The sequence below is a fragment of the Roseivirga thermotolerans genome, from assembly GCF_014653175.1.
GTDB lineage: Bacteria > Bacteroidota > Bacteroidia > Cytophagales > Cyclobacteriaceae > Roseivirga > Roseivirga thermotolerans.
Map to the genome: position 1 here is coordinate 16,189 of NZ_BNAG01000003.1, position 11,356 is coordinate 27,544.

Here is an 11,356-nt window from a genome sequence, read left to right on the forward strand (position 1 = left end):
ATGACACAAACCACCGAAGCACTACAAGGCTTTGCCAAAGATATTGTAACAGGCCTCCGACAGACACCCAAAAGGTTGCCCTCCAAGTATTTTTACAATGCGGAGGGAGATAGGCTTTTTCAGGAAATAATGAAACTGGATGAGTACTACTTAACTCGGTCGGAAGAGCAGATCATCGATACATTCAAAGACGAAATTCTAAAAGAATTTTTGGGTGAAGATGAGAGCTTTAGATTGGTTGAATTAGGGGCAGGCGATGGTTCTAAAACCAAAATACTGCTCGAGTACTTTTCTAACCAACAAGTAAGTTTTATTTATAGCCCCATCGACATCTCAGCCAATGTGCTGGTGCAATTGAAGGAATCTGTCAACCGCGAACTGCCCAAAGTGAATGTACAGCCTATAGAGGGCGATTATTTCGAAGCTCTGGCTGCGCTCAAGGAGAATCATCTGCAAAAAGAGGTGGTTATGTTTTTAGGGTCCACCATAGGCAATTTCAGTCGGTCGGCCGGAGAAGTATTTCTTAGCAAGTTGTCAGAGAACATGTCTTCCGGTGATTTACTCTTTATAGGGTTTGACCTCATGAAGGACCCCAGGAAAATACTCTCTGCCTATGACGACAGCCAGGGAGTAACCCGAGACTTTAACCTTAATCTGCTGCAGCGCATTAATGATGAGCTTGGAGCCGACTTCGACCTCTCTAAATTTGTGCATTACCCAACGTACGATCCTATAACAGGAGAGACCAAAAGCTTTTTGGTGAGTACAGAGGAGCAGGAAGTAAGGCTAGCCGATGTAGATATGGTTTTCCGCTTTAAGGCCTGGGAGCCAATTCACACCGAAATTTCTCAGAAATATTCGTGCGAAATGATTAGTGCTACGGCCAAAGCCACGGGCTTCAAGGTGGTGAGGCACTTCAATCATGCTGAAGGCCTTTTTGTAGATAGTTTGTGGGAAAAAGTATAGCCTTACAACGGTTTAAACTGCTCAAAGGCATTGAGGCAATTGTGGCAGTAGTGTATAGAGCGGCACAGTGTTGGGCCAAAAGGTGTTTTCATTTCGGTATTATCACTTCCACAGTTCGGACACTTAGCGTGTTCAATAATATCTATATCTACAATCAGGTTGTGCTTAGGGGGAGGAGCTAAACCAAACTCGGCCAGTGCTTTTCTACCCTTTTCACTGATCATATTGGAGTTCCACTGTGTGTCGAAAGAAACACGAACCTCATAGTTGGCAATGCCATTTTCTTGCAGTACCTGTTCAACATCCTGTTGCATAACATCCATGGCAGGGCAGCCGGCAAAAGTTGGGGTCATGTTCACCGTTACTTTGCCATCATTGCCTATGTCAATGCCCGTAATTACTCCAAGGTCATTCAGCGAAAGCACCGGGATTTCCGGATCTTTCACTGAATCGAGCCATTGTTTTATTTGTTCTGCTGAAATTTCTTTCTCCATGCCCATGCGTTTCATTCGTTCCTCTACACTTTTCCCCTCCAATCAATGGTCGGTTTTACCAGTCGGCTGTCGGATCAACTTTAAATACTTCCGACATTTCATCAAGCAGCGGCTGCAGGTGTTTTGTGTGAACCCCTTTTCGTCCGCCATAAACAGGCGCTATAGTAGACCAGTCAGGTAGTATCAGTTTGGTGTCAGAAATGATTTTTTCTACCTCCGCTTTCCAGGCTTCCATCAATACCTCTTCTCCCCCAAACAATCCCTCATCGATGATCTCCTTTTCATATGGCGATTTTTCAAACATGCCCAGTGCATAGGGTAGGGCTACATCCAACGACTGCTGCAGACGCTCAATACTTTCTGGTGTGGCCGAACCCAATTGCTTAATCCATATTTTGGCATGCATAGAATGATACTTTGCCTCACCTTTTACCTTTTTAGCCAGGTTGGCCAGATCAGTATAAGATGAATTGGCCAGCATCTGATATTTGAGCAGCTCGGCAGTATCGAAAAGAAAATGCCTGATGAGGCTGAAGTCGTACTCTCCGTTTGGTAGTTCGCAGAGCTGCGCATTATGAAACTGATCGGCATTGCGCATAAAAGCAACCGTATCCGGATCGTTTTCTCCCAGCGTATGCAGTATTTTATAGAGTTGCCAGCTCTGGCCAACTTTGTCTTGGGCCATAGAAGAAAAAGCAATGTCTTCTTCCAAAAGAGGTCCCATGCCTGTCCATTCCGAGTTTCGGTGCCCTAGAATTAACAGGTCATCGGCCATTTTATAGATCAACTCTTTAAGTGCTTCCGTATTCATTAGGCTTGTTCTTCTTTAAATGCTTTAATTTTATCCGATGCTTTGTAGTCAATGGCGTCCCTGTATTTTTTCTCCTTCAGGGTGTCCCATATATCCCTGTCTTCCTCGTCAGAAACATAGATGTCTTCCGATTTTACTATCCACACATTCATAATGGCCTTGTCTCGCGGAAAACTCTCTTTGGCGGCCAGTATTGCATCGTCATAATCTTTGGCAAGCACATTTCCTTCATATTTGTGTTGCTTGCCTCGCTTTGTGAGGTGAAACACCTCGAAAGATTCGCTGGTGCTACCCGAATATTTTCCTGAAAATGAATCGTAGATATCGATATCGTTTTCTGAATAAGGGCTCACTTTTATGTTTTCCGTTTTTACAACACACAACGAGTTGCAGAACATGCCTCTACGACTATACTGCTCTTTGGCAAAGAGAAAAGCCATTTCTTCATTGGGGGCATGTACAATACCCACATGTTCGAAAGGCTTGCCTTCTTTTACCTGCACAAAGGCCTCATAAGTTTCAAACTGGTCCAAGGCCTCTTTACTGGGCATTGGCGTGTCGAATTCATTGGGTAAGCCTAAACGGTTTACTCTGGGGTCTAATGATTGAAGCATGGTTTAAGCTAGTGGTGTTACATATTTTGCTTTGGGGGCCAGCAAAGCTTCTCGCACCCATTTACCGCGCTCTTCCGCTATTCTTCTTACCGCCAGCCGCTCTTTGTTGCAAGGGCCATCGCCATTGATCACACGTTTAAACTCGTCCCAATCAGGTTCGGTGTATTCCCATAGGCCGGTTTCGGTATTTTTACGCAGTTTATCATCCGGAATAGTTAATCCCAGTTCCCAAATTTTGGGCACATACATGTCTAAAAACTGCTGTCGGCATTCATCGTTCGAGGCCATTTTCACTTTCCACTTCATTAAGATTTCGGAGTGAACGGAAATCTTATCAGAAGGGCCAAAGAAGTGCATCATGGGAGCCCACCATCTGTTTACCGCAGCTTGCATCATTTCTCGCTGCTTTTTGGTGCCGGTAGCCAAGTGTATCACACAGTGGTGACCGTATTTTAGGTGGAATGATTCTTCTGCGCAGATACGCTCCAATGCGCGGCAGTAAGGACCATAACTTCCTTTGGAGTTTGCCAGTTGGTTCACAATAGCTCCTGCATCAACCAGCCAGCTGATGAAGCAAGAGTCGGCCCATGTAAAAGCCGGGTAATTGAATATGTTAGAGTATTTAGACTTACCTGAAATAAGGTCGTCTATCATTTGCTCTCTAGGCTTGCCAAGGGTTTCTGCCGCAGCATAAAGCAATTGGGCATGGCCCACCTCGTCCTGAACCTTGGCCATAAGGGCCAGCTTCCTTTTAAAGCCGGGAGCTCTGGTTATCCAGGTGCCTTCCGGCAAAGCACCAATAATTTCCGAATGAGCGTGTTGTTCAATCATTCGAATAAGCTGTTTTCTGTAGAGCTGAGGCATCCAGTCAGTCGGTTCAATTTTCTCACCTCTGTCTATTCGTGCTTCAAACTCTGCCAATTTTTTTGGATCTTCATCAGCCAGGGCAGTAGCCTTCATGGCCTCAAAAACGTTTCCACCTCCGTACATAGTTTTATTTCTTTAATCCGTTCAATATCAGGTTTGCGAGTTGTTTGCCAATTTCTTCCGGGCGCAAACTACCGGTAGGTTTGTACCAGTTGTACGTCCAGTTGAGCGATGAAAGTATGGTAAGCATCATAAACTTTTCATCTACCTTCTCAAACTCCCCATTTTCTATACCATTTCTTATAATGGTTTTAAAGCGGCCCTCGTAGTCTTCTCTCATCATCAGAAACTCAGAGAGGTGCGGCTCGCTCAAATGCCTCCATTCATGGAAGAATACAGCCGAGGCATCGGTGTCTTTCGTAATTACTTTTACATGGGCAATGGCCGCTTTTTCCATTTTTGCCGAAAAGCTGCCTTGCTCTTTTTCCACTTCCTTCCAGGCCGCAAAAAACTGGTCGGCCATGCGAAAACATATCTTTTGAAGAATTTCTTCTTTAGATTTGATGTGTGAATAAAGGCTGGCGGCCTCAATGCCCAGCACTTGAGCCAGGTCGCGCATAGAAGTGGCAGCATAACCTTTCTCCCTAAAAAGCTTGGTTGCTTTCTCTTCTATTTGTTGCTTGCGTGATTTCTTAACCAGTATTTCCATTCACTCAAAGATATACATACTAACGTTCGTTAGCAAATAATTGTTGAGAGCTAATTTCTTGATTTTATGAATTTAAGCGACCCTGAATTTGATAAGCAAGCCTACTTTAAACGGCTGGAATCACTGATTTACCTGCTTTTGATGTTGCCCTTGCTGGCCTTTGGGTGGGTTTTTCTAGAAAAGAACAAGGCAGGGGATTTGCGTTCGGTGTTTTTCGATAACCCCGATCTCATGTTTCATGGGGTAATGGGGATTGGTGTAGGGTACATTATTATGCGTACAACAGCGACATGGAACAGGGATATGCGCAAGGCTACGGAGCCATTTAAGGAGTTGGATGTAAAACTGAAGATGTTGCGCAAGCCGATATTGTATCGGAATGTGCTATGGGCTTTTGGTGCAGCCATAGGTGCTTATGGTCTTTATGAAAAAGGAGATATGGTTTACGCAATGGTATTTACCGTGTTTCTTGTTCTTATGACTGCCAACCGCCCAACAGGACGTTATTTTGCTAAGTTACTTAAGCTAAAGGGAGAAGAACGCCAGTGGATGGAGAGGTAGGAGCTGAATAAAAAACGGTCTCAAAAGTAGCTCAGTGGCCTAAAAGCCTGGCTCTCTTAAGACCGTTTTGTGCAGGGTCAGCCAAAGTTTTGGTTTGGCTGTCTGATTTTAGAAGGTAATGCCTATAGTGACGGGGTTTAACTGGGGCCCTTTGCCTTCTTCAAAAAGCTCGTTGAAGTCGTAGGTCATAAACATATCGAAGCCGTTAATTCCGATTTGAGCTCTTAGACCATAGCGGAAGTCGTTTACAAAGAACCCGCCTTTCTCTTTGTCTTTCTGACGTCCGTCATCGTTGCGGTAAATGTATTTGGCTTTGTTATTTAGTCGCAAGCCCACGTAGGGGCCAACTCCAAAACGGAAGCCTCTGCGTTCGCTAAACGCTACTCGTACGTCATCTTCCATAAACCTTCTAACTATTCTTTTGCCATGGCCAAGATCTATCATGGGAATGGCCTGAAAAGTGAGGTAGGTTACCTTGAGTTTGCTTTTAAGTGCACTGTTAATATTGTTGGCCTCAGTGAAATTGAGTTGCCCACCGTTAGGGTCGAGTCGCGTAGAAGCGTTCTCAAATTTGAAGTTGTACCAGCTAAATCCACCACCCCATTCAATAAAGAGGGGGCTGGAAATGTAGGAGGTGTGATTCCAGGTGAGCCCAGTATATATGGAACTGATGGGTTTGAGTTGATAAAGATCTGAAGAAGAGGGGAAATCTCCGTCAGAAAGATAATTGTTCAAACCAATGTCAAAATTCAGTCCGCGCAGTGTGCCATGATCATGTTGTTCGAAATACTCTATGGTAGAGGCATTGCTTCCTCTCCAGTCTCTGTAGTCCCACTCCCAGCGATCTTCCACTTCCAGTTCAAGTCCAAGAAAGCCAATGCGGAGGTAGAAATCATCGTCAGATATGTAGAGCTTGTTCTTTTCTGCCCGAGGAATACTTACTACCGTGTCGAGTCGTTCAAAGTCGCCATATTTTGCCCATCGTACCTGGGCATGTGCCTGAGAAGCTGACATGACCAGTGCCAGTCCAAGCAGTATGGGTAGTATTACTTTTTTCATGTTGTTTAACTTTTGAGTTGTTTAAAAGATTATACCAAAGGTTACCGGAGTTAAGCGCGGGGCGGTTTTGTCTTCATCGAAGAACTCCGTGAGATCGTAGTTGAAGAACAAGTCCATAAAGTCCCACCCTATCTGGCCTCTGAATCCATACTTGAATGGATTGATATGGAAGCTGTCAGACATTTTGTCTTTCTGCTTGTCGCCAGAGGCGTCATCGTACTTCATTTTTGTGTTGCTGCTAATGCGGTAGCCTCCATAAACCCCAAAGCCTACTCTGAAATCTCGGTATCGGCCAAAGGAAATGGTTGGTACAAAGTGCACATTCAGGTAGCCTACATTGATTTTACTTTTGCGGCCGGTGATGTCATTTCTTTCTGAAAACACTACGGCATCATCTACCTTGTCTACACTCACACGGGTGTTCTCGAAGGCGTAGTCGAGAAAACTGGCTCCAATTCCCCAGTCGAGATAGAGCGGACCGAGTAGGTGCGAAATGTTGTCGAAGTTGAGTCCTACATACCATGAGTTAATGGGTAGAAGGCTGTAGAGCTTATCGCTGTTGGGTAGGTCGCCATCTTCTAACCAGTTGTTGAGTCCCAGGTACACATTAAAGAAGTTTTCCGTGCCCCTGCGTGGATAATACTTGTCTACATCGAAGGGGCTTCTTCTCAGGCTGTTTGCTATGGAATGCGTGTTCACCTGACCCGGACTCTCTACTTTCAGGGTGTTTGTTGGTTCAAAATCGGTAAGGTTAGTGGAGGGAGAAAGTCCCTTTTTCCATACATTGGAGGTAACTGTCAGTCGATCGGAAAGATCGGTTTGTGCCTGGAGTGCCGGGCTCACCAAGGCCGTGATCAGCACAACTAGTGCTGCCATTCGTAAGGTAGTTTTCATCTGATATTTATTTTGAGTTGTTGACTATTGTTTCAATGGAGGGTGTTCGTCAATGTCTTCGTCTTCGCCTTCTGTTTTGAGGCCGTACTTGAGTTCATTGGAAACAAACTCGTTTTTGGATTTTCTTATTTCCGAAATGGCCTTCTTGCCATTGTTTACGCTGCGGGCTACGCTAACAATACTGTTTAAAAACCCGGGCTTTTTCTTGCTTTCGTTTTCAACAGCTTCCATTTCGGCAGGGCTAATGATTAGTTGCTCTAATAGAGCGTCTTCGTTTATGCTTAGGCTTCTTGCCCTACGGTTGCTAACAAAAAGCACCGGAGTTTGTAGTGTGGTAGGGCTTATGGGTTCTATAGAGAGTTCTGCCAGGTTTACATCGGCAAGGTTTACAGGCAGGGTTGCCTGAGTCTCGGCCAGGGCTGTTTGGTCGAGTTGTTTAGCATTTACCAATGTGGGTATTTTAACCGGAGGATTCGTTGCATCCGGCAGCTTATCTCTCTTGGCCAGGGTTTGTGGCTGTGTAGCCTGAGTTTTTGGTGGCATGTTATTGGCCGGGCCCGTTTGTTCTGTAGCTTGTTGAGCTAGCTCCTGGCCGGAAGGTTCTTTGCCGGTGTTGGTTAGGGCCAGCCAACCCATTGCGGCCAAAAGCATGGTGGAGGCTGCAATGCTCATCCAAAAGTATACTCCTCTCTTCTTTTTTTGAGGAAGCTGGTTTTCTAGTTTGGCCCAGATGTCTGCCGGAGGTGGCATTTTGTGCGATGCCAGTCCTTTAAGGAATAGTTCATCAATTGGGTTACCCTTCATGGCTCAATAATTTATCATTCAAATAATGCTCTGCTTCGACCAAAAGCTTTTGTAAATGGGCTCTTGCTCTACTCAACTGCGACTTCGAAGTGTTTTCACTTATGCCCAGTTGTTCGGCAATTTCCTTGTGCGAAAAGCCTTCGATGGCGTAGAGGTTGAAAACCGTTTTGTAGCCGGTAGGCAATCGGTTGATCATTTTCATTAGATCTTCCACTTCCAGGTGATCCTGGAGTTGATTGTAGTCTGGCTCGCGTTCGGCATTTTCAATCTCTACCTGCATGTACAGGCTCTTGTTTTTTCGAATATATGTTAGTGATTCGTTGACCATTATTCTTCGAATCCAGCCTTCAAAGCTTCCTTCACTCTTGAACTGGTCGATTTTACTGAACACTTTCATAAATCCGCATACCAAAACATCTTCAGCAGCTTCTTCTTCGCTGATGTACCGTCTGCACACAGAGAACATCAGGCCAGCGTACTTTTCGTACAACTCGCGCTGAGCTTTTCTGTCGCCTTTACGGCAAGCTTCTAAAAGCCTCTCTTCAGTTTTTGACCTTTTGATTTGAAGCATGTTTTGGTTGACTACACAAGGTAGATGTATGAATGATAAATTACGTTGCATCTCGTTTGCGAAAAAAAAATCGTTCGTTTAACGTGATGCTCTGTAAAGGTAATAAAGGTTCTCTTTATCAGTGAGTTATGTTCTGTTGTTTCTTTTGTTGTTTCTGTTCTTTTGAGAAATTGATTGGTTAGTATTGACTTACAATAGCCGAGTTGGCTTTGTCTTGAATGTCTAGTCGGGGGGAGCCCTTGTAGCGAATAGAAGAAAAACCTCCTGCTTCAACGGTAAGGTATTCTGTAACGGTTAGTCTGGCTCGTGCTTCACCATTGGTGCTTATGTCGCACTCTTCTATACGGCCGTCATAGGCATATAAGCGTGCGTTGTCCGACACCGCAATATTAGCTCGCTGAATTTTTGCCTGTGAGTCTACTCGTGCCTCGTCTTTAAGAATTAAGGAGAGGGTATTTAGCTCACCGGAAAGATTGAGTCGTGCTTGTTGGCTGAGCACAATGGCTAAATCTTCAAAATTTTGAAGTCCCAGATTCACATTAGCTTCTCCTGACAATGTCAGGTTGTTTATTTCCGGAGTCTGAATGATGAGTCGGGTAGTGCCCCAGTTTGAGGTGGTTCGGACTTCGCTCACCTCCAGACGGCTGCCATTGACACGAAGGGCTAACTGGTCGAAGTGCGCCTCGTTGCCTTCTATCCTTACTCCGTGTGTATTGCTATACTCCAGTGAAAGGGCAATACTGCTGGAAATGCTAATGTCTGAAAAAGAGCTAAGGTCGAAGTTTTTGGTGTCGTTGTAGCCTGCTCTTGAATTGACCTCTGTATTGTCTTCATTGCAGGTAACACACTGCAATGTGCCGTCTTCATCGAATATCCAGGTATTGCGGTATATCTCCCACCAGTTATAACGGAAGCTGAAATAGTGTAGGAGCTTGCTCATGCCCTGGTCTACTTTGAACGGCTGATTGGTTGGTATGTAGAGGGTAAGGTCAATGTCTTGAAACCTGAACTGGGCATTTTCGGGCAGACTCAGTTGGCTATCGAAGACTATGCGACCGTCTGTCAGAGAGTAATTGTAATTGATCTGTTCCGCATTTCTGTCGGCCTCTTCAGTATTTCTTCCGCGAGCGGTTGCTCTTTTTTCCAAACGCCAGGTATTGTCTCTGCTGGCGCGCAGGTCTAAATCAGTAAACTCTCCCTCCCAGGAATTATTTCGGTATTCTCGGTTACGCCTTCTTTCCATTCGTTCTACGGTTTTCAGGCTAAGGGTTATGGTGTCGCCTTTGACTTCCAGCACTTCGGTACTGTCGGCATAGCCTTCTTCTCTGAAGTCTTTTACAATCGTAGATACGGTAGCAAAAGCGGCTATTACGGAGATCATCCAGATACCTAATATGCTCCAGCCTACCGAGCTGCTCATTACCTTGCGTTTGGCAATAATGGTAATGCCGGCAATGAATACATAGAGGAATGGGATGAACACTGCTGCAAAAGTGAAGAGTATTCCGGCTTCTGAAACAGTATTGTTGAATAGATAAAAAGGAATGTCTGAGTCGGGCCAAAGGAACCAGTCGCCCTCGTGCAGGCCTAGTAATACTCCTGTTACCACGAGTATGGAAAACATTATGGCCAAACCGGTAAAAGAAATTATAGCACCTATGAAGATGCGGAAGGCTGCGGCAATAAAGAGCAGAAGTGGGGCCAATGCACTTCCTAATGCGCGAAATATTCGGCCGATGAGTCGGAAAGGGAAAAGGATTACCTTGGTAAACAGGCCCTCTCCTTTCGGGTTTAGATCTTCTTCCTTGTTTTTCTTTATGTTGTTGTCAATGTTGGAGAGAGTTACTTTTTCTCCCTTCATTTGCATTTTGTCTGTAAGCGATTTAGCCTGTGGAGCAATGATCCACAGGACTATGTAAGCTAACAGGCCGGTGCCGAAACCAAAGAACAGGACTATAAATATTATCCGGAATATGATGGTGTCGGTTTTGAAATAGTTGGCCAAACCGGCTGCCACACCTCCTAACACCCGATCGTCAGGGTCTCGATAAAACTTTTTGATGGAGTCATCATCTTTAAGTTCTGTACTACCGGGAATCACTATCCACATAATGATGTAAACTATGAGGCCAAAGCCTGCAAAGAAACTCAGCACAAAGGCGATGCGAATCCACAGGGGATCTATGTTAAAGTATTTGGCTACTCCGGATGATACTCCACCTACAATCTGATCGTTTAAGTCGCGATATAGCTTGCGGGCTTTATAGGTGTTTTCGTAAGTATAGCCGGTGGTTTTCTTTGGGTCTTCCGAGTTGTTGTCAGAGCTTCCGGCAGAAAAATCTGCTTCTTCTTCCATGGCCTCAAAATCAGAGACTTTTCCCATGGTGCTAATGAGTTGGTCAATGTCATCATTAGAGATAACCTGTTTGCCTTCTTCATCGAGTTTTTCCAGAAAGATTTCTGCAATCCGACTCTCTATGTCGGCAATAATCTCTTCGCTACCATCGTAGCTGCTAAAGTACTTGTTGATAGAATCGAGATAGTCTTTGAGTTTTTTATAGCCATCTTCTTCTATGTGGAATATGATACCACTAATATTTATACTGATATTCTTCTTCATGACCATTACTTAGATGTTTTTGTGATGATTTGTGTGGTTGAACCGACCAGTTCTTGCCAGGTATTGACAAGTTGATTCAAGAAATCCTGGCCTTTTGGAGTGATGGTGTAGTACTTTCGGGGTGGTCCCGAGTTAGATTCAACCCACTTGTACTCTACCAAACCTGCTTTGCGCAGGCGAGTGAGCAAGGGGTAGAGGGTGCCTTCAACTACCATTATTTTTGCTGAGGTAAGCTCCTCTAGCATGTCGGAGGCGTAGACTTCTCCCCTCGAGATTATGTGCAGAATGCAGAATTCGAGAATTCCCTTCCGCATTTGCACTTGTGTATTTTCCAAATTCATCTATTCAAGTTTTAGACCTCATGCAAATATACGAAAGAAGGTACT

At 44.7% G+C, this 11,356-nt stretch carries 13 protein-coding genes; 2 read left to right on the top strand and 11 right to left on the bottom strand.

What is annotated here, in order from left to right; translation table 11 throughout:
* A complete protein-coding gene (gene egtD, locus IE164_RS09920) occupies positions 1-966 on the top strand; it encodes an L-histidine N(alpha)-methyltransferase (protein WP_189630086.1) in 966 nt (321 codons plus the stop codon).
* A gap of 2 nt (positions 967-968) precedes the next feature.
* Here egtD and paaD read toward each other — a convergent pair whose 3' ends face one another.
* The 5 genes from paaD to IE164_RS09945 are packed head-to-tail and all read right to left on the bottom strand — an operon-like array spanning position 969 to position 4,461.
* Positions 969-1,502 carry a 1,2-phenylacetyl-CoA epoxidase subunit PaaD gene (gene paaD / locus IE164_RS09925; RefSeq protein ID WP_308440967.1) on the bottom strand — a complete coding sequence of 178 codons (534 nt, stop codon included), beginning with the start codon at positions 1,500-1,502 and terminating at the stop codon, positions 969-971.
* Between the two features lie 13 nt (positions 1,503-1,515).
* Complete coding sequence (gene paaC, locus IE164_RS09930) at positions 1,516-2,271, bottom strand: 1,2-phenylacetyl-CoA epoxidase subunit PaaC (RefSeq protein ID WP_189630087.1); 756 nt, start codon at positions 2,269-2,271, stop codon at positions 1,516-1,518.
* Positions 2,271-2,885 carry a phenylacetic acid degradation b gene (locus tag IE164_RS09935; protein WP_189630088.1) on the bottom strand — a complete coding sequence of 205 codons (615 nt, stop codon included), beginning with the start codon at positions 2,883-2,885 and terminating at the stop codon, positions 2,271-2,273. Before IE164_RS09935 ends, paaC begins: the two co-directional genes overlap by 1 nt.
* Before the next feature lie 3 nt (positions 2,886-2,888).
* On the bottom strand, positions 2,889-3,875 hold the full coding sequence (gene paaA, locus IE164_RS09940) for a 1,2-phenylacetyl-CoA epoxidase subunit PaaA (protein ID WP_189630089.1): 987 nt from the start codon (positions 3,873-3,875) through the stop codon (positions 2,889-2,891).
* Between the two features lie 4 nt (positions 3,876-3,879).
* Complete coding sequence (locus IE164_RS09945; RefSeq protein WP_189630090.1) at positions 3,880-4,461, bottom strand: TetR/AcrR family transcriptional regulator; 582 nt, start codon at positions 4,459-4,461, stop codon at positions 3,880-3,882.
* Between the two features lie 66 nt (positions 4,462-4,527).
* Between IE164_RS09945 and IE164_RS09950 the strand changes: the two genes are divergently transcribed.
* Complete coding sequence (locus tag IE164_RS09950; protein ID WP_189630091.1) at positions 4,528-5,022, top strand: hypothetical protein; 495 nt, start codon at positions 4,528-4,530, stop codon at positions 5,020-5,022.
* Positions 5,023-5,130: 108 nt separating this feature from the next.
* Here the strand turns inward: IE164_RS09950 and IE164_RS09955 are convergent, their stop codons facing one another.
* From IE164_RS09955 to IE164_RS09980, 6 genes are all read right to left on the bottom strand, one after another.
* Positions 5,131-6,081, bottom strand: a complete 951-nt coding sequence (locus tag IE164_RS09955) for a hypothetical protein (RefSeq protein WP_189630092.1) — start codon at positions 6,079-6,081, stop codon at positions 5,131-5,133.
* A 21-nt stretch (positions 6,082-6,102) separates the two neighbouring features.
* A complete protein-coding gene (locus tag IE164_RS09960; RefSeq protein WP_229838627.1) occupies positions 6,103-6,975 on the bottom strand; it encodes an outer membrane beta-barrel protein in 873 nt (290 codons plus the stop codon).
* Between the two features lie 24 nt (positions 6,976-6,999).
* Complete coding sequence (locus IE164_RS09965; RefSeq protein ID WP_189630094.1) at positions 7,000-7,779, bottom strand: hypothetical protein; 780 nt, start codon at positions 7,777-7,779, stop codon at positions 7,000-7,002.
* Complete coding sequence (locus IE164_RS09970) at positions 7,769-8,350, bottom strand: RNA polymerase sigma factor (protein ID WP_189630095.1); 582 nt, start codon at positions 8,348-8,350, stop codon at positions 7,769-7,771. The genes IE164_RS09965 and IE164_RS09970 overlap by 11 nt, the downstream gene beginning before the upstream one ends.
* Positions 8,351-8,528: 178 nt before the next feature.
* Entirely contained in the window at positions 8,529-10,970 is a 2,442-nt protein-coding gene (locus IE164_RS09975; protein ID WP_189630096.1) for a PspC domain-containing protein, read from the bottom strand.
* A 5-nt stretch (positions 10,971-10,975) separates the two neighbouring features.
* Positions 10,976-11,311, bottom strand: coding sequence for a PadR family transcriptional regulator (locus IE164_RS09980; protein ID WP_189630097.1), 336 nt, complete (start codon positions 11,309-11,311; stop codon positions 10,976-10,978).
* Between the last annotated feature and the right edge of the window lie 45 nt (positions 11,312-11,356).